Source organism: Pseudomonas sp. R28(2017) (assembly GCF_002112505.1).
Taxonomy (GTDB): domain Bacteria; phylum Pseudomonadota; class Gammaproteobacteria; order Pseudomonadales; family Pseudomonadaceae; genus Aquipseudomonas.
In genome coordinates this window covers 1-17,654 of record NZ_NEHW01000007.1, presented here as the reverse complement: position 1 = coordinate 17,654, position 17,654 = coordinate 1, and the positions used below count along the sequence as shown (strand labels likewise).

Below are 17,654 nucleotides of genomic sequence, written 5' to 3'. Positions count from 1 at the left end.
GCTGCTGCGCAGCCCTTTCGCGGCTAAAGCCGCTCCTACAGGGAATCGCTATCTCTTGTAGGAGCGGCTTCAGCCGCGAAAGGGCCGCACAGCGGCCCCGGCTATTCAGAAGTCCACACTAACGCCCAAGCTCACCCCTTGCTGGGTCAGCTCATCACTCTTGCGCCAGTTGTAGTTCCCGCGCAGGTGCACCCCCGCCACCAGTTCATGGCTCACCCCCAGACTCGCCCGGGTCAAATCACTGTGCGGCGTATACCCGGTCAACGTGAAGTCATTGCCCGGCAACGTCGTCAGGTGCAGGGTCACGTCCTGCTGGTCATCCTCGAACTCATGTTCCTTCGCCACTTCGGCGAACAGCCTGGTGCCCGGCAGTACCTGCACGCTGCCTAGCAGCCCGACACCCAGGCGCCGCGAAGTCCGCTCCTGGTCATCGAAGCCCAGCGCCGTCGAACGCCCGCTCTTCTCGTCATAGCCATCGACCTTCACCCGCGCATAGTCGGCACTGATGAACGGTGCCAGTTGCCAGCGGCTGCTCTCGGCCGCCAGGTTGTAGCCCAGCCGGGCAGTCACGGCCCAGGCCTCGCCGTCGGTGTCGCCTTTCTCGCTACGGTCGTTGACACCAAGTGCGAAGGTGCGCTTGAGGTCGTGGTAATCCAGATGGCCGGCGCTCAGCACGGCATCCGCCCACCAGCGGTCCTGGCGAAACTGGGCGAAGGCGCTGGCCAGGTAGCTGTCGAGCTTGTAGTCCGAGTCCTGTTCACCGGCTTCCAGTTTCTGCCGGTACACGCCACCGGCCAGGCCGAGGCGCCAGGCGTCGTTCAGCCGGTAACTGCCACCGAGGGTCAGGTTGTAGCCGCGACCGTCAGCGCTGGCGGCGCTGCGCTGATCGTCGAAGTCCAGGTCCTGGGCGCCGGTGCTGACGAAAGCCTGCCATTGGCCGATTGCCTGCCAGGGTGTCTGCCACTGGTTGCGCAGTTCGTCCTGGTGCGCGCGCAGGCTGGCGTGGGCCATTTCCGGGAGCAAGGTCAGCTCCCAAGGGGCGGAGATGATCGAGTAGGCGTAGTCGGCAATCAGCTGCTGGCCGGCGATAGTCGGGTGTACGGCGTCGTTGAACAGCAGTTTGGTCGGGTCTGGCGAAAGACCGTTGATGCCATAAATCGGGTTTTCCACGCACCCTTCGCCGCTGTAGCAGGTACCCACCAGGTTCTGGCCCGTGGCCAGGCCGAACTGACCGGGGCTGGCCAAGGCTTCACTCAGCAGCACCGGTATGTTCAGGGGGATGATTTCGGCATCGATCTGCCCCAGCTGGTTGAGGAGCGACTGGTTGAAGGCACCGGACAGCTGAGACAGCGGGTTTTGCTGTGGGGTGCCACTGAAGTTCGGGGTCTGCCCGAGGTCGGGCAGCAGCCAGACCATGATGTAGCGGGCGCCGCCCTGCTGAAGGGCCTGGGCGCTAGCGGCCAGGCGGGCACCGGCGGCCACGGCGTCGGCCGGGCTGTTTATCAGGCCCTGCAGGAAGTCGTTACCGCCACCGGTCAGGTAGTACAGCGCGTTCGGGTCGGCGCGCAGGCCGTTGGCCAGGTAGCCTGGCTTTTCACGCAGCACTTGCCCGGCGCCCGGTCGCCCGGGTGGGATGACCGTTTCGGACGTGTTGAGGATCGAGTCCAGGATCTGCTGTGTTGTGTAACCGCCAACGGCCCAGTTGTTGCCGTCGGGAAGCCCCAGCACCGGGTTGAGCGGAGAGGTCGAAGGGCCCAGTTCGGCCGGGGCTACACCCAGGCGGCCGCCGAGGATCATCGGCGACACCGGGGCATAGTTGCCATTGGCATCACGGTTGGTGAAGCGCATGCCGCCAAACTGCCCGGCGTCGCTGAGGCTGTCACCAAACACGACCAGGGCGGAGTAAGGCGAGGGTGCCGCGAAGGCCTGGCTGCAGGCCAGGGCCAGTGAGGCGAGGGTGAAACGCAGTAGGGGTGCTTTTCGCATCAGAGAACATCCTTTTCTTTGTTTTTATGAGGGCGACCCGATCGACCTTAGCAAATCGCTGTGCATCGCTCCCAAGTCCATTCGTTTCCCCGTGTTTACGGGCATATTGCGCCCGCCGCCCCGGTAGGCTACTGTGCGTGCAAGTATGAGCGAGACTTATCCTGTGTTGATCGTCAGCAAACTCTTGATGCGCGTTATCAAGGCTCACGCCCGTTGGCGTTGGCGCGCCTGACTTTATCTCTCTGCCGGCCTGTCCGGCCCGTCCCCGTTTGCCTTCCTGTTCGTTTAGCGACCGCCCTTCGTGGCAAAGCCGTGCCTGCGGCCGGTGTAGGAAGGTTCGATTTTTGAAGTCAGTAGATTCAAGAGGTTTAGCCCGATGTTACTGATGATCGACAATTACGACTCATTCACTTACAACGTCGTACAGTACCTTGGCGAGCTGGGTGCCGAGGTCAAGGTCATTCGCAATGACGAAATGACCATCGCCGAGATCGAAGCCCTCAACCCCGAGCGCATCGTCGTTTCTCCAGGCCCGTGCACGCCAAGCGAAGCGGGCGTGTCCATCGAAGCCATCCTGCACTTTGCCGGCAAGCTGCCGATCCTCGGCGTATGCCTGGGCCACCAGTCCATCGGCCAGGCCTTCGGCGGTGATGTGGTGCGTGCCCGTCAGGTCATGCACGGCAAGACCAGCCCGGTGCACCACCGCGACCTCGGCGTGTTCGCCGAGCTCAACAACCCGCTCACGGTGACCCGCTACCACTCCCTGGTGGTCAAGCGCGAAACCCTGCCGGATTGCCTGGAAGTCACCGCCTGGACTGCCCATGAAGACGGCTCGGTCGACGAGATCATGGGTCTGCGCCACAAGACCCTGAACATCGAGGGGGTGCAGTTCCACCCCGAGTCCATCCTCACCGAGCAGGGCCACGAGCTGTTCGCCAACTTCCTCAAGCAGACCGGCGGCCGCCGCTAAGGATCGATCATGGATATCAAGAGCGCGTTGAGCCGCATCGTCGGCCACCTGGACCTCAGCACCGATGAAATGCGCGATGTCATGCGCCAGATCATGACTGGCCAGTGCAGCGAAGCGCAGATCGGCGCCTTCCTGATGGGCATGCGCATGAAGAGCGAGAGCATCGACGAGATCGTCGGCGCGGTCTCGGTGATGCGCGAACTGGCCGACAAGGTCGAACTGAAAAGCCTCGATGGGGTGGTCGATATCGTCGGTACCGGCGGCGATGGCGCCAACATCTTCAACGTTTCCACCGCTTCGTCGTTCGTCCTCGCCGCCGCCGGCTGCACTGTGGCCAAGCACGGCAACCGCGCAGTATCGGGCAAGAGCGGCAGCGCCGACCTGCTGGAAGCCGCCGGCATCTACCTGAACCTGACCCCGGCCCAGGTCGCCCGCTGCATCGATAGCCTGGGCATCGGCTTCATGTTCGCGCAAAGCCATCACACTGCCATGAAGCATGCCGCTGGCCCGCGTCGCGACCTGGGGCTGCGTACCCTGTTCAACATGCTCGGCCCGCTTACGAATCCGGCCGGAGTGAAGCACCAGGTGGTTGGCGTGTTCACCCAGGCGCTGTGCCGTCCGCTGGCCGAGGTGCTGCAGCGCCTGGGCAGCAAGCATGTGCTGGTGGTGCATTCGAAGGATGGCCTGGACGAGTTCAGCCTGGCTGCGCCCACCTTCGTCGCCGAGCTGAAGAACGACCAGATCACTGAATATTGGGTCGAACCCGAAGACCTCGGCATGAAGAGCCAGAGCCTGCATGGCCTGGCCGTCGAGACGCCACAGGCCTCGCTGGAGCTGATCCGTGATGCCCTGGGCCGGCGCAAGACCGAAAACGGCCAGAAGGCTGCCGAAATGATCGTGCTCAATGCTGGCGCGGCGCTGTATGCCGCTGACCATGCCATGAGCCTGAAGGCTGGCGTGGAACTGGCCCACGACGTGCTGCACACCGGGCTGGCCTGGGAGAAGCTGCAGGAACTGGGCGCCTTTACTGCAGTATTCAAGGTGGAGAACGAAGCATGAGTGTGCCGACGGTGCTGGAAAGGATCATCGCCCGCAAGTTCCAGGAAGTGGCCGAGCGCAGCGCGCGCGTGAACCTTGCCGAACTGGAGCGCCTGGCCAAGGCTGCCGATGCCCCGCGTGGCTTTGCCAATGCGCTGATCGGGCAGGCCAGGCGCAAGCAGCCGGCGGTGATCGCCGAAATCAAGAAGGCTTCGCCGAGCAAAGGCGTGATTCGCGAGAATTTCGTGCCGGCCGACATTGCCGTCAGCTACGAAAAGGGTGGGGCGACCTGCCTGTCGGTGCTGACCGATGTGGATTACTTCCAGGGTGCCGACGCGTACCTGCAACAGGCCCGCGCCGCCGTTTCGCTGCCGGTGATCCGCAAGGACTTCATGGTCGACCCGTACCAGATCGTCGAGGCTCGTGCCCTGGGTGCTGACTGCGTGCTGCTGATCGTGTCGGCGCTGGATGATGTGAAGATGGCCGAGCTGGCTTCGGTGGCCAAGGATGTCGGCCTCGATGTGCTGGTCGAAGTGCATGACGGCGATGAGCTGGAGCGTGCGCTGAAGACCCTCGATACGCCGTTGGTGGGGGTGAACAACCGTAACCTGCACACCTTCGAAGTCAGCCTGGAAACCACGCTCGACCTGCTGCCGCGCATTCCACGTGACCGCCTGGCCATTACCGAGAGCGGTATTCTCAACCGCGCCGATGTCGAGCTGATGGAGATCAACGAGGTCTACTCGTTCCTGGTCGGTGAAGCATTCATGCGCGCCGCGCAGCCGGGGCTGGAACTGCAGCGGTTGTTCTTCCCTGATCAGGTGAAAAAAACCGTTCAGCCTCTGGACTGATCGACACGAAGCCGGCTTTATGCCGGCTTTTTTGTATGCCTGTCCTGGCCTCTTCGCGGGCGAGCCCGCTCCCACAGGTACTGTGTACACCCGAGGGCGATAGAAATCTTGTGGGAGCGGGCTTGCCCGCGAAAAGGCCGGTAAACCCAACATCAAAGGTGGATCAATGACCGATCAACCCCTGGCGCTCACTGTCGAGCAAGGTTTGCATGCCGAGCAGGAGCTGCTGGCAGCCGTCTGCCGCGGCGAGCGCGATGCCGGTGTGCTGTTCTGGCGCCCAACCGATCACGCGCTGGTCATGCCCCGGCGCATGAGCCGGCTGGACAACTTCGAAGCCGCCTGTGCGGAGCTGGCGATTGCCGGCTGGCCGGTGCTGTTGCGTGAAACGGGTGGCGAGCCGGTGCCGCAGTCGCACGCGACGGTGAACGTTGCGCTGGTCTACGTGGCCCCGCGCAGCGAAGGCGATCATGGCCGTATCGAAAGCGCCTATGAGCGCCTGTGCCTGCCGTTGTGTGACGTGCTGCGCGAGTGGGGCGGCGTGGCGTCGGTGGGTGAGATCGACGGTGCCTTCTGCGATGGCCGTTACAACGTCAACCTCAACGGCCGCAAGCTGGTCGGCACGGCCCAGCGCTGGCGCCAGGGGCTGGGGGGCAAGCGCCCGGTGGTGCTGGTGCATGGCGCGCTGCTGCTGGACAACGAACGCGAGTCGATGGTCGCCGCGGTCAACCGCTTCAATGAATGCTGTGAGCTGGAGCAGCGCTGCCGTGCCGACAGCCATATCGCCCTGCACGAAGTCGCCCCCGAGGCGCCCTGGTTCGAGCGCCTGTCCCTGGCCTACCACGACGTGCTGGCAGCCTTGCCCAAGGATTAACGGGTGCCGTAGACCACCATGGTCTTGCCCTTGACCTGCACCAGGCTGCGTTCTTCGAGGTCCTTGAGGACGCGGCCGACCATTTCCCGCGAGCAACCGACGATACGGCCGATTTCCTGGCGGGTGATCTTGATCTGCATGCCATCTGGGTGGGTCATGGCGTCGGGTTGCTTGCACAGGTCGAGCAGGCAGCGGGCCACACGGCCAGTGACGTCGAAGAAGGCCAGGTCGCCGACCTTGCGTGTGGTGTTGCGCAGGCGCTGGGCCATCTGGCTGCCCAGGGCATAGAGAATCTCCGGGTCCTGGCGGGCCAGTTCGCGGAACTTGTCGTAGCTGATCTCTGCCACTTCGCACTCGGTCTTGGCGCGCACCCAGGCGCTGCGCTGCTGCTCGCTGCCAGCCGGTTCGAACAGCCCCAGCTCGCCGAAGAAGTCGCCATTGTTGAGGTAGGCGATGATCATCTCGTGACCTTCGTCGTCTTCGATCAGGATGGTGACCGAGCCCTTGATGATGAACGACAGCGTTTCGGCACGGTCACCGGCGCAGATGATGTTGCTTTTGGCGGTGTAGCGGCGGCGCTGGCAGTGCACCAGCAGCTTGTCGATGTTCTTGATCTTGGCGGGTAGGGCTGAGGCAACCATCACGAAATCCTGTTCGATGCGAGGCATAGGCTCTTGTTAGACCTTGGCTGACGCGACGCGCCAGTCAATTGGCGCCAGCTTATCAGACAGCGCTGGAAGTTTTGGCACTAAAGCGACTCGCATTGAGCTTTTCCGACAGGCATACAAGGCTTAAGCTGACACCCTTTTGCGAAATCCAGGAGTACGGACAGATGAAGGCACGCATCCAGTGGGCCGGTGAAGCGATGTTCCTCGGTGAATCGGGGAGCGGCCACGTGGTCGTGATGGACGGCCCGCCCGAGGCCGGTGGCCGCAACCTGGGCGTGCGCCCGATGGAAATGCTCCTGCTCGGGCTCGGTGGCTGCAGCAGCTTCGACGTGGTGAGCATTCTGAAGAAGTCGCGCCAGGCGGTGGAAAGCTGTGAAGCGTTCCTGGAAGCCGAGCGTGCCAGCGAAGACCCGAAGGTGTTCACCAAGATCCACATGAATTTCGTGGTGAAAGGGCGTGGGTTGAAAGAGGCCCAGGTCAAACGTGCGGTGGAGTTGTCGGCCGAGAAGTATTGCTCGGCGTCGATCATGCTCGAGCGTGCCGGTGTTGAAATCACCCATGGTTATGAAATCGTAGAGCTGGGCTGACTTCGAGATGTTGGGGCTGCTTTGCAGCCCATCGCCGGCAAGCCAGCTCCCACAGGTTATGTGAGGACTTCAAGGCTGGCGCTGGACCTGTGGGAGCTGGCTTGCCTGCGATGGGCCGCAAGGCGGCCCCGGCGATCTTCAGTCAATCGCGCAAGGCAGGAAGGGCAGCCAGCACCCATCCCGGCAAGCTGCTTCTGACCGCCCGGCTCAACCGCTCCCGCCGCTTCTGATACCCCAGCCCCAAGCCGATCACCCCCAACCCGATCAGGGTCAGGACCACCGGGAACAGCAACGACTCGGCAAACACCTCGTAAGACAGGTACCCCAGATAACCCGCTATCCCCAGCGCCCCGAAGACCATGAACACCGGCCGCCGCAACAGCACCGCCATGCCCATCAGCCCCAGGTTGATCAGGCAGTACAGTGCCTTGTCCAGTTCACTGTCGCTTTCCATCATCGTCAGCCCGCCCCAGAATGCCGCCAGGCCCGCCAGATAGCCCCAACGGGCATAGTCCTCGAGGGTACGGCCGTCCACGACCAGGAACACCAGCAGCAAGCCAAGCCCGAACCAGAGCGACACCGTGCGCCGCTGTTCCCATGAGAAGGGCGAGCCATACACCCATTCGCTCAGGTCCATCGACATGAACCACAGCGCCACGGCAATCGGCATCACCACGAAGGGGTAGGGGACCAGGCGCAGCATCAGCAGCCCGGCAACCACGGTGGCCGCCTCCATCAGCAACCAGCCGCCCTGCACATAGGTGTAGTACTGGTGGTAAGCCACTTGCGCATCATCCAGTGGCCACCAGCCCGCCAGGCGTTCGATGGCGAACACCACCAACGGCACGATGCTGACCGCGACGGCGGCCAGCACGCCGGCGGCGACGGCCTGCTTGCGCCCCTGCAGGTTAAGGGCGAACGAGGTGAGAAGAACGATGTAAAGGGTGGCGACGGCCAGCAATGCCCCGTCGCCAATGGTCATCCAGGCTTCGGTGAGCAGCCAGCCCATCGCCCCCATGATCAGCAGGGCGCCGAAATAGAAGGCCACATGGGCAAGCTGGAAACTGCCCCGGGCGGGTGGTTGCTGGCGCAGGAACGCCAGCAGGGCCTGGTCCTGGCCTGGCTGGAGAATGCCGGCTTGCACGGCGCGCGCCAGGTCCTTGGCGTCGATACGGTCCGTCATGTGTGCGCCCTTAGATGCGGTAGGTGCTCTTGGTCATGACCTTGGCCAGCAGGCTCATGCCGAAACGCACCGGCATCGGGAAGCGATAGCCGCCAGCCTCCAGCGCGGACTCGGCGTGCTGCTCTTCATCCACGCGCATCTGTTCAAGGATGGCGCGGGACTTTTCGTCCTGCTGGGGGAGTTGCTCCAGGTGTTCGTCCAGGTGCTTGCATACCTGATGCTCGGTGGCGGCGACGAAACCGAGGCTGACCTTGTCGCTGACCAGGCCGGCGAGGGCACCGATGCCGAACGACATGCCGTAGAACAGGGGATTGAGCACGCTGGGGTGGCTGCCCAGCTGGCGGATGCGCTGTTCGCACCAGGCCAGGTGGTCGATTTCTTCCTCGGCGGCATGTTCCATGGCCTTGCGCACTTGCGGCAGCTTGGCGGTCAGGGCCTGGCCCTGATACAGCGCCTGCGCGCAGACTTCGCCGGTGTGGTTGATGCGCATGAGCCCGGCAATGTGGCGGGTCTGGTTGTCATCCATTTCGGCATCTGGCTGGATGATCGCCGGCGACGGGCGGGAGGGTTGGCCGCTGAAGGGCAGCAAGGTGCGCATGGCGGTATCGGCCTGCAGCAACAAGCGGTCGAGCGGCGAGTAGTGACGTTCGGTGGCCATCGGGCACCTCCGCTGAAGTGATGCCCGACAGTTTACCTCAATCGCTTGGGAGGGGCTTGCCTTGGATCAGCCCGGTGGCCAGTGCATCTGGCGCTGGCCAAGCACGTGCATGTGGATGTGATAGACGGTCTGGCCGCCTTGCTCGTTGCAGTTCATGACCACGCGGAAGCCTTCCTCGCAGCCCAGTTCTTTCGCCAGGCGCTGGGCGGTGAACAGGATGTGGCCGGCCAGGCCCTTGTCCTCTTCGGTCAGGTCGTTGAGGGTGCGGATGTGCTTCTTCGGGATGACCAGAAAATGCACCGGCGCCTGCGGCGCGATATCGTGGAACGCCAGAACCTGGTCGTCCTCGTAGATGATCTTCGCCGGAATCTCCCGGTTGATGATCTTGATGAATAAATCGTCCACAGCACTTGCTCCAGGGTGAGTGTCGGCCGAGTGTACTCAGCCGGGCGCCACTCGCCCAGAGGCTATTCCATGCCGACCGGGCAGTAGCGGCGGTGGATGAAGCCGGCGAGCTTGCGCGTCAGCCAGCGCGGCAGCAGGCGCGGAGCGAAGGCCAGCCAGCGATTGCGCCGGCCGGGCATGATCACTGCGCGATTCTTGGCCAGCGCGCGCACGGTGTACAGCGCCACTTCTTCAGGGCTCAGGCAACGGCTGTTGCCTTCAAGCCGAGGGATGCGCCTGCGCGACGAGCGTACCGGGCCGGGGCAGAGAACCGATGCCTTGATGCCGGCCGGCTTGAGCTCTTCGCGCAGCGCTTCGGTGAAATTCATCACATAGGCCTTGCTGGCGGCATAGGTGGCCATGCCCGGCCCTGGCGCGACGGCGGCCAGGCCGGCGACGTTGAGAATCTGCCCGCCGCCTTGCACCGCCATCAGGTTGCCAATGGCGTGGCACAGCCGGCTCAGGGCGAGGATATTGACCTCCAGCAGGTCCTGCTCGTCGGCCCATTCGTGGGCCAGGAACGGGCCGTAGGTCCGTTGGCCGGCGCAGTTGACCAGCAGGTCGATGCGACGCTCGCCTTCCTCCAGTTCCAGCACGAAACCGGACAGGCGCAGGGGCTGGCTGAGGTCACAGGCGCGCAGCAGCACCTCGACGCCGAAGCGCTGGGCCAGTTCGAGCGCGACCGGCTCCAGCGTTTCTCGATGGCGTGCTACCAGGATCAGGTTGCGCCCGCGCCGCGCCAGGGCTTCCGCCAGGGCCAGGCCCAGGCCGCTGGAAGCACCGGTGATCATGGCGTAACGGGTCATGCAAGGCTCCTGGGGGCTGAAGAGGGCGCCTAGTGTACAGCCTGGCCAGGCGAGTTGTTGCCTTTTGCTACAAGGCTTTGGCGCGCAATGCCTGGGTACGCTCCAGGGCGACGCGGTACTCGCCGTGCAAGCGCTCGATCAGTGCGGCGGCCGCGGGCAGGTCATCGATGTCGCCTACGCCCTGGCCGGCGGACCAGACGGTTTTCCATGCCTTGGCTTCGTCGTCGATCGGCTTGAGCTTGCCTTGCTCGTGCCCGGATTTCAGTGCCGCCATGTCATAGCCGGCCTGTTCCAGGCTGGGCCGCAGGAAGCTGGCGGGGATGCCGGACACGGCAGGGGTGTGGATGATGTCGGCCGCATGGGCATCGAGCAGCATCTGCTTGTAGCCGTCCTGGGCATGGCTTTCCTGGGTGGCGATGAAGCGTGTGCCCATGTAGGCCAGATCGGCACCGAGCAACTGCGCGGCGAGAATCTCGTGGCCGTGGTTGATGCAGCCGGCCAGCAGCAAGGTCTTGTCGAAGAACTGGCGAATTTCGGCTGCCAGGGCGAACGGGCTCCAGGTTCCGGCATGCCCTCCGGCGCCCGCCGCCACGGCGATCAGGCCATCGACGCCAGCCTCGGCGGCTTTCTCGGCATGCCGGCGGGTGGTTACGTCGTGAAACACCAGGCCGCCATAGCCGTGCACTGCATCCACCACTTCCTTCACCGCGCCGAGGCTGGTGATGACGATGGGCACGCGGTGCTCGACGCACAGTGCCAGGTCGGCCTGCAAGCGTGGGTTGGTCGGGTGCACGATCAGGTTCACTGCATAGGGCGCCGGCGCCTGCCACTGCGTCAGGCCTGCCTCGATTTCTTCCAGCCAGGCCTTGAAGCCGGCGCTGTCACGCTGGTTCAGTGCCGGAAAGCTGCCGACCACGCCGCTGCCGCAGCAGGCCAGCACCAGCGGAGGGTTGGAAATCAGGAACATCGGCGCTGCGACCACAGGCAAGCGCAAACGTTGTTCGAGCGAAGCTGGCAGGGGCATGGGTGAGGCTCCATCGTCTTGATGTCAGAACGGTTTGACCACCACGAGTATCACGATACCCAGCAGGAACAGTACCGGTACTTCGTTGAACCAGCGGTAGTACACGTGAGTGCGGGTGTTGGTGCCAGCGGCGAAGCGTTTGCGCTGGGCACCACAGATGTGATGGTAGCCGGTCAGCAGAATCACCAGGGTGAGCTTGGCATGCAGCCAGCCTTGGCTCAGCCAGCCCGGCGTGAGGTAGAGCATCCAGGCGCCGAACACGTAGGTGGCGATCATTGCCGGGTTCATGATGCCGCGGTACAACTTGCGCTCCATGGTGACGAAGCGTTCCTGGCTGATGCTGTCCTGGCTCTGGGCGTGGTACACGAACAGCCTGGGCAGGTAGAACAGGCCGGCGAACCAGCAGACCACGCTGACGATATGCAGCGCTTTGATCCATAGGTAAAGCATGGAGGGAGTTCCTTCAGGTAATCACGGTCGTCAGATAGTAGAGCCCAAGCGCCCGAAGGGGCACCCCAAGAGTTGTTACAGGCGCTTTGCGCCCCTATTATCGTGCGCTTTCCAGACGGCTCGTTGAAAAGGGGCAAGCGTTATGATCAAGGTCGGTATCGTCGGCGGCACGGGTTACACCGGGGTCGAACTGTTGCGTCTGCTGGCACAGCATCCACAGGCCGAAGTGGCGGTCATCACTTCGCGCTCCGAGGCGGGCGTGGCGGTCGCCGACATGTATCCGAACCTGCGCGGCCACTACGACGGCCTGGCCTTCAGCGTGCCGGACAGCAAGACCCTGGCCGCCTGCGACGTCGTGTTCTTCGCCACCCCGCACGGTGTCGCCCACGCCCTGGCTGGCGAACTGCTGGCTGCCGGGACCAAGGTCATCGACCTGTCTGCCGACTTCCGCCTGCAGGACGCGACCGAATGGGGCAAATGGTATGGCCAGCCGCATGGTGCGCCGGAGCTGCTCAAGGACGCCGTCTACGGCCTGCCTGAAGTCAACCGTGAAAAGATCCGCCAGGCACGCCTGATTGCCGTGCCGGGCTGCTACCCGACCGCCACCCAGCTGGGTTTCCTGCCGTTGCTCGAAGCCGGCCTGGCCGACCCGGCGCGCTTGATCGCCGACTGCAAGTCGGGCGTCAGCGGCGCTGGCCGCGGGGCTGCAGTCGGTTCGCTGTTCTGTGAGGCTGGCGAAAGCATGAAGGCCTACGCGGTCAAAGGTCACCGTCACCTGCCCGAAATCAGCCAGGGCCTGCGCCTGGCGGCGGGCAAGGACATCGGCCTGACCTTCGTGCCGCACCTGACGCCGATGATTCGCGGTATCCACGCCACCCTGTACGCAACCGTCGCCGACCAGTCGGTCGACCTGCAGGCGCTGTTCGAGAAGCGCTACGCCGATGAGCCGTTCGTCGATGTGATGCCGGCCGGCAGCCACCCGGAAACCCGCAGCGTGCGCGGTGCCAACGTCTGCCGTATTGCCGTTCATCGCCCGCAGGGTGGTGACCTGGTGGTGGTGCTGTCGGTGATCGACAACCTGGTCAAGGGCGCTTCGGGCCAGGCGGTGCAGAACCTGAACATCCTGTTCGGCCTGGATGAGCGCATGGGCCTGTCCCACGCCGGCCTGCTGCCGTAAGGGTTCGTCGCTTGGAAGGGCCCGCGCTGTGCGGGCCTTTTTGTTTGTCGCGACTAAAGCCGCACAATTCTTGACCAATTTTCTCGGAGAAGCGGATAATGCGCGTCATCGAGTTTTATGGCGGCTACAGCGCCGGGAGAATCAACATGAGCGTCGAAACCTTCACCCCTACGGCTTTGGAATTCACCCACGGCGCCGCGCAAAAGGTGAAGAACCTGGTTTCCGAAGAAGGCAATGACCGCCTGAAGCTGCGCGTGTTCGTCACCGGTGGCGGCTGCTCGGGCTTCCAGTACGGTTTCACCTTCGATGAAGACGTGGCCGAAGATGACACCATCGTCGAGCGTGAAGGCGTTTCGCTGGTTGTCGACCCGATGAGCTACCAGTACCTGGCCGGTGCCGAGGTGGACTACCAGGAAGGCCTGGAAGGTTCGCGTTTCGTGATCAAGAACCCGAACGCCGCGACGACCTGCGGTTGTGGCTCTTCGTTCTCGATCTGAAGCCAGGTTGTATGAAAACGCCGCGCAATTGCGCGGCGTTTTGCATTCTGGCGTGGGGGTCAGGCCGGGTAGATTGCACCGAGCACGCGTAGCCCCTTGGCTGCGGTCACGCTTGGGCGATTGGCGGCAATGCCCTCGAGGCAGCAGTGGGCGAGCCAGGCAAAGGCCATGGCCTCGACCCAGTCCGGGTCCACGCCATGCGCACCGGTGCTGGTGACCTGGGCCTTTGGCAGCAGTTCGGCGAGACGAGCCATCAACGCGCCATTGCGCGCGCCGCCGCCGCATACCAGGAGCGCTTCGGTGTCATGCTGGGCGTTCTGCAGTGATTCGATGATGCTGCGCGCGGTCAGCTCCAGCAGCGTCGCCTGAACATCTTCTTCACGGTAGGCAGGCAGGCGCGCCAGGTGGCTATCCAGCCAGGGCAGGTTGAATACCTCGCGGCCGGTGCTTTTCGGGCCGCTGCCGGCGAAGAACGGGTCACTCAACAGGCTGCCGAGCAACTCGCCTTGCACGTTGCCACTGGCCGCCCAGGCACCGTCGGCATCATAGGCCTGGCCATGCTTGCGCTCGATCCAGGCGTCCATCAGCACGTTGCCTGGCCCGCAGTCGAAGCCATGCACGGGTTTGTCGCGCTCGATCAGGCTAAGGTTGCTGAAACCACCCACATTGAGCACTGCCAGGCGCTGGCCGAGGTGGCTGAACAGGGCTTCATGGAAGGCCGGCACCAGCGGTGCGCCCTGGCCGCCTGCCGCCACATCGCGACGGCGGAAGTCGGCAACCACGCTGATGCCGGTTAGCTCGGCGAGCAGCGCCGGGTTGCCGATCTGCACGGTGAAGCCGCGCGCCGGCTCATGGCGGATGGTCTGGCCGTGGCTGCCGATGGCACGGATGGCCTCGGCCTGCAGCCCTTGCTTGCCGAGCAACTGCCGAACACCTTCTCCTGCCAGGCTGGCCCAGCGGTTTTCTGCCAGGGCGGCGCGGGCAATCTCGTCAGGGCCGCTGCTGCACAGGCTGAGCAGATCCTGACGCAGGTCGGTTGGCATCGGCAGGTAATGGGTGGCGAGCAGTTGCAGCTGCTCGCCTTGTTCGATCAGGGCAATGTCCAGGCCGTCGAGGCTGGTACCGGACATCACCCCCAGGTAAAGCGCCATGGGTCAGCGCTTGTTCGCCGCGAGCATGGTGGCCTTTTCCTGGTCCATGCGGGCGATCAGTGGCTGGCTTTGTTGCAGGAAACGCTGGCGTTCATTCTTGGCGATCGGGTCTGCCATCGGCACCTTCTGGCTCAATGGGTCGACGTGGACGCCGTTGACCTGGAACTCGTAATGCAGGTGCGGGCCGGTCGAAAGGCCGGTGGTACCGATATAACCGATGATCTGGCCCTGCTTCACGTTGCTGCCGGTCTTGATGCCCTTGGCAAAGCCCTGCATGTGGCCGTATAGCGTCTTGTAGCTGTTGCCGTGGGCGATGATCACGGTGTTGCCGTAACCGCCGCGGCGGCCAGCCAGTTCGATGCGGCCATCACCCGCTGCCTTGATTGGCGTGCCGCGGGGGGCCGCGTAGTCCACGCCCTTGTGCGCACGGATCTTGTTCAGGATCGGGTGTTTGCGGCCGGCGGAGAAGCGCGAGCTGATGCGGGCGAAGTCGACCGGGGTACGGATGAACGCCTTGCGCAGGCTGTTGCCGTCGGCGGTGTAGTAGCTGGTGTTGCCCTGCTTGTTGGTGTAGCGCACGGCGGTGTAGGTCTTGCCGCGGTTGGTGAAGCGCGCGGACAGGATGCTGCCGGTGCCAACCACCTTGCCGTCCATGACCTTCTGCTCGTAGACCACGTCGAACTCGTCGCCAGGGCGGATATCCTGAGCGAAGTCGATGTCGTAACCCAGGACCTTGGCCATGTCCATGGTCATGCTGTGGGACAGGCCGGCGCGCTGGGCCGAAGCCGACAGCGAGCTCTTGATCACGCCGTGGGCATAGGCGGTGCGCACCACGGGCTTGCTGATCTCGCGATCGAAGGTGTAGCCCTTGGCAGTCTTGGTCAGGCGGATGGTTTCGAGGTTGCTGACTTTGCTGTGCAGGCTGGCCAGTTGGCCATCCTTGTCGAGTTCGAACTGCAGCACCTGGCCATGCTTGAGCTGGCTGAACTGCTTGGCCTGCTTGTTGCTGGCCAGCAGGTCGTGCACCGCGTTGGCCGGCAAGCCGACCTTGGCGAACAGGGTGGACAGGGTGTCGCCGCGGGCTACGGTCACTTCGCGGTGGCCTGGCTCCTTGGCTTCAGGTTTTTTCTCGGTGGCAGGCGCTTCCTGGGCAGCCTGCTCGGTGTTGGTTTCAGCGCCGTCGATCTGTGCGAAGGGAGAACCCTGATCGGCTTGCGCCTGTACCAGCGGGGCGGCGTCGGCCCCGTCCTTAATTTGCTCGGCCGGGCTTTCCAGCTCCAGGCTGAGGGTGGTCTTCTTGGCTTCGACTTCGCTGGAGGGGAATACCAGCAGTGCCAGGCTGAGCAGGGCGGCGATGCCGCTGGCGGCCAACAGATGGCTTTTCGGATAAAGCGGGGGCGCTTTAGGCGTTTCGTTGGTCATAGGTAAGGTGACTTTGAAGAAAAATGAATATGGAAAAGATGAATGACATGATGAAGATGAAATAACTGTATAAAATATAACCAAATCTGGTTTCGCGCAAGGGCGCGTAGACGCCGTGACGCGTCGGTCGGGTCACATTTCATTTCGAAACTTGTAATTGATGGCCGATCTTGTATGGTTGGCTCCCTTTGAATCTGAGCCTTGCGGGTCTGTCTATGAAGTCGGTTGAAGAGCAGCTGGCGCTTATCAAGCGCGGTGCGGAAGAGGTGTTGGTCGAGTCGGAACTGGTCGAGAAGCTCAAGCGCGGCCAGCCACTGCGTATCAAGGCAGGCTTCGACCCGACTGCACCTGACCTTCATTTGGGGCACACGGTGCTGATCAACAAGCTGCGCCAGTTCCAGGAGCTGGGGCATCAGGTCATCTTCCTGATCGGCGACTTCACCGGCATGATCGGTGATCCGAGCGGCAAGAGCGCCACGCGTCCGCCGCTGACCCGCGAGCAGGTGCTGGAAAACGCCGAAACCTACAAGCAGCAGGTGTTCAAGATTCTCGACCCGGCCAAGACCGAGGTTGCGTTCAACTCCACCTGGATGGACAAGCTGACCCCTGCCGACTTCATTCGCCTGGCATCGCAGTACACCGTTGCCCGCATGCTCGAGCGCGATGACTTCGACAAGCGCTACACCACCAACCAGCCGATCGCCATCCACGAGTTCCTCTACCCGCTGGTGCAGGGCTATGACTCCGTGGCGCTGAAGGCGGACGTGGAACTGGGCGGTACCGACCAGAAGTTCAACCTGCTGATGGGGCGCGAGTTGCAGCGCGCCTATGGGCAGGAAGCACAGAACATCGTGACCATGCCATTGCTCGAAGGGCTTGATGGCGTGAAGAAGATGTCCAAGTCGTTGGGTAACTATGTCGGTATCCAGGAAGCGCCAGGCGTGATGTACAGCAAGCTGGTGTCGATCCCGGACACCCTGATGTGGCGTTACTTCGAGCTGCTGAGCTTCCGCTCGATGGAAGAGATCGACCAGTTCCGGGCTGACGTTGCCAACGGCGCCAACCCGCGTGACATCAAAATCAAGCTGGCCGAAGAGATCGTTGCGCGTTTCCATGGCGAAGAGGCGGCGGCGAATGCTCACCGTGCGGCGGGTAACCGTATGAAGGAAGGCGAACTGCCGGAAGACCTGCCCGAGATCGAAGTGGCTGCGGCTGAAGACTTGCCGATCGCTGCCGTGCTGAACCGCGCTGGCCTGGTGAAGAATTCGGCCCAGGCGCGTGACCTGCTTAGCGGTGGTGCAGTGAAGGTCGACGGTGCGGTGGTCGACAAGGACTTCATGTTTGTCCTTGGCGCGACCCATGTGTGCCAGGCAGGCAAGAAGTCGTTTGGCCGGGTTACCCTCAAGGCTGAGTGATCGCCTGGTGGTGTAGCTATATAGAAGCGGGGAGGCCGACAGGCCTCCCCGCTTTGTTTTTCAGCGATATTAACGTTTCTTGAAATTAAGGCTTGACGGCCTTTCGAATCCCCTTATAATGCGCCCCACTTCCAGCGACATCGGAACGACAAACTCCTTGAGATTCAATGAGTTAGGTGGTTAAGATGGTGTTGGAGGCGCTTCGATCGAATGATCGGCAGCGGTTGAGATGAAGGTTGACAGCGGTTTTAAACGCTGTATTATTCGCCTCCCGCTACGAGAGATCGCAGCGAGTCAAGTGTTTGAAGCTAAACGAGTTTCTCGCAAAAAACTTCAAAATAAACGCTTGACAGGCCCTGAGGAAAGCGTAGAATGCGCGCCTCGGTTGAGACGAAAAGCTCTTAACCAAACGCTCTTTAACAAATCGAATCAAGCAATTCGTGTGGGTGCTTGTGA

General features: G+C 63.0%; 19 protein-coding genes. 9 read left to right on the top strand and 10 right to left on the bottom strand.

What is annotated here, in order from left to right:
• Positions 1 to 105: 105 nt before the first annotated feature.
• The gene (gene estP / locus CAF78_RS13720) at positions 106 to 1,986 is read right to left on the bottom strand and encodes an esterase EstP (protein ID WP_085676215.1); all 1,881 of its coding nucleotides are present in this window, start codon (positions 1,984 to 1,986) and stop codon (positions 106 to 108) included.
• Positions 1,987 to 2,362: 376 nt separating this feature from the next.
• Between estP and CAF78_RS13715 the strand changes: the two genes are divergently transcribed.
• The 4 genes from CAF78_RS13715 to CAF78_RS13700 all read left to right on the top strand — a co-directional run bounded on the left by CAF78_RS13715 (position 2,363) and on the right by CAF78_RS13700 (position 5,716).
• On the top strand, positions 2,363 to 2,956 hold the full coding sequence (locus tag CAF78_RS13715; protein WP_054885201.1) for an aminodeoxychorismate/anthranilate synthase component II: 594 nt from the start codon (positions 2,363 to 2,365) through the stop codon (positions 2,954 to 2,956).
• Between the two features lie 9 nt (positions 2,957 to 2,965).
• Positions 2,966 to 4,015 carry an anthranilate phosphoribosyltransferase gene (gene trpD, locus CAF78_RS13710; RefSeq protein WP_085676214.1) on the top strand — a complete coding sequence of 350 codons (1,050 nt, stop codon included), beginning with the start codon at positions 2,966 to 2,968 and terminating at the stop codon, positions 4,013 to 4,015.
• Positions 4,012 to 4,845, top strand: a complete 834-nt coding sequence (trpC, locus tag CAF78_RS13705) for an indole-3-glycerol phosphate synthase TrpC (RefSeq protein ID WP_085676213.1) — start codon at positions 4,012 to 4,014, stop codon at positions 4,843 to 4,845. The genes trpD and trpC overlap by 4 nt, the downstream gene beginning before the upstream one ends.
• 166 nt (positions 4,846 to 5,011) lie before the next feature.
• Positions 5,012 to 5,716: a lipoate--protein ligase family protein gene (locus CAF78_RS13700; protein ID WP_085676212.1), complete on the top strand. Its 705-nt coding sequence runs from the start codon at positions 5,012 to 5,014 to the stop codon at positions 5,714 to 5,716.
• Here CAF78_RS13700 and crp read toward each other — a convergent pair.
• Positions 5,713 to 6,357 (bottom strand): cAMP-activated global transcriptional regulator CRP, encoded by a 645-nt coding sequence (crp, locus tag CAF78_RS13695; protein WP_085676439.1) that lies wholly within the window; start codon positions 6,355 to 6,357, stop codon positions 5,713 to 5,715. The genes CAF78_RS13700 and crp overlap by 4 nt on opposite strands.
• Positions 6,358 to 6,548: 191 nt before the next feature.
• Here crp and CAF78_RS13690 point away from each other — a divergent pair, with 191 nt between their 5' ends.
• Entirely contained in the window at positions 6,549 to 6,971 is a 423-nt protein-coding gene (locus tag CAF78_RS13690; protein ID WP_004376171.1) for an OsmC family protein, read from the top strand.
• Positions 6,972 to 7,113: 142 nt separating this feature from the next.
• On the opposite strand, the gene CAF78_RS13685 is transcribed toward CAF78_RS13690, so the two are convergent.
• The 6 genes from CAF78_RS13685 to hemJ form a co-directional block, all read right to left on the bottom strand.
• A complete protein-coding gene (locus tag CAF78_RS13685; protein ID WP_085676211.1) occupies positions 7,114 to 8,154 on the bottom strand; it encodes a DUF2157 domain-containing protein in 1,041 nt (346 codons plus the stop codon).
• 10 nt (positions 8,155 to 8,164) lie between these two features.
• Positions 8,165 to 8,812 carry a 2-polyprenyl-3-methyl-6-methoxy-1,4-benzoquinone monooxygenase gene (coq7, locus tag CAF78_RS13680; RefSeq protein WP_085676210.1) on the bottom strand — a complete coding sequence of 216 codons (648 nt, stop codon included), beginning with the start codon at positions 8,810 to 8,812 and terminating at the stop codon, positions 8,165 to 8,167.
• Between the two features lie 66 nt (positions 8,813 to 8,878).
• Positions 8,879 to 9,217, bottom strand: a complete 339-nt coding sequence (locus tag CAF78_RS13675) for a histidine triad nucleotide-binding protein (RefSeq protein ID WP_013970615.1) — start codon at positions 9,215 to 9,217, stop codon at positions 8,879 to 8,881.
• A 62-nt stretch (positions 9,218 to 9,279) separates the two neighbouring features.
• Positions 9,280 to 10,062, bottom strand: a complete 783-nt coding sequence (locus tag CAF78_RS13670; RefSeq protein WP_085676209.1) for an SDR family oxidoreductase — start codon at positions 10,060 to 10,062, stop codon at positions 9,280 to 9,282.
• 67 nt (positions 10,063 to 10,129) lie between these two features.
• The gene (locus tag CAF78_RS13665) at positions 10,130 to 11,086 is read right to left on the bottom strand and encodes a nitronate monooxygenase family protein (RefSeq protein WP_085676208.1); all 957 of its coding nucleotides are present in this window, start codon (positions 11,084 to 11,086) and stop codon (positions 10,130 to 10,132) included.
• A gap of 24 nt (positions 11,087 to 11,110) precedes the next feature.
• Positions 11,111 to 11,536 (bottom strand): protoporphyrinogen oxidase HemJ, encoded by a 426-nt coding sequence (hemJ, locus tag CAF78_RS13660; RefSeq protein ID WP_085676207.1) that lies wholly within the window; start codon positions 11,534 to 11,536, stop codon positions 11,111 to 11,113.
• Between the two features lie 142 nt (positions 11,537 to 11,678).
• Between hemJ and argC the strand changes: the two genes are divergently transcribed.
• Positions 11,679 to 12,713 carry an N-acetyl-gamma-glutamyl-phosphate reductase gene (gene argC, locus CAF78_RS13655; RefSeq protein WP_085676206.1) on the top strand — a complete coding sequence of 345 codons (1,035 nt, stop codon included), beginning with the start codon at positions 11,679 to 11,681 and terminating at the stop codon, positions 12,711 to 12,713.
• Positions 12,714 to 12,859: 146 nt separating this feature from the next.
• Positions 12,860 to 13,210, top strand: a complete 351-nt coding sequence (erpA, locus tag CAF78_RS13650; protein WP_027917433.1) for an iron-sulfur cluster insertion protein ErpA — start codon at positions 12,860 to 12,862, stop codon at positions 13,208 to 13,210.
• Positions 13,211 to 13,269: 59 nt separating this feature from the next.
• Here erpA and CAF78_RS13645 read toward each other — a convergent pair whose 3' ends face one another.
• Positions 13,270 to 14,361 carry an anhydro-N-acetylmuramic acid kinase gene (locus CAF78_RS13645; protein WP_085676205.1) on the bottom strand — a complete coding sequence of 364 codons (1,092 nt, stop codon included), beginning with the start codon at positions 14,359 to 14,361 and terminating at the stop codon, positions 13,270 to 13,272.
• A gap of 3 nt (positions 14,362 to 14,364) precedes the next feature.
• The gene (locus CAF78_RS13640; RefSeq protein ID WP_085676204.1) at positions 14,365 to 15,783 is read right to left on the bottom strand and encodes a peptidoglycan DD-metalloendopeptidase family protein; all 1,419 of its coding nucleotides are present in this window, start codon (positions 15,781 to 15,783) and stop codon (positions 14,365 to 14,367) included.
• Positions 15,784 to 15,998: 215 nt separating this feature from the next.
• On the opposite strand from CAF78_RS13640, the gene tyrS reads away from it, so the two are divergent.
• Together tyrS and CAF78_RS28645 are read left to right on the top strand one after the other, a co-directional pair.
• Positions 15,999 to 17,198, top strand: a complete 1,200-nt coding sequence (tyrS, locus tag CAF78_RS13635) for a tyrosine--tRNA ligase (protein WP_085676203.1) — start codon at positions 15,999 to 16,001, stop codon at positions 17,196 to 17,198.
• A 229-nt stretch (positions 17,199 to 17,427) separates the two neighbouring features.
• Positions 17,428 to 17,654: hypothetical protein (locus CAF78_RS28645; protein WP_218189785.1), on the top strand; the 227-nt coding region annotated here is incomplete at its 3' end.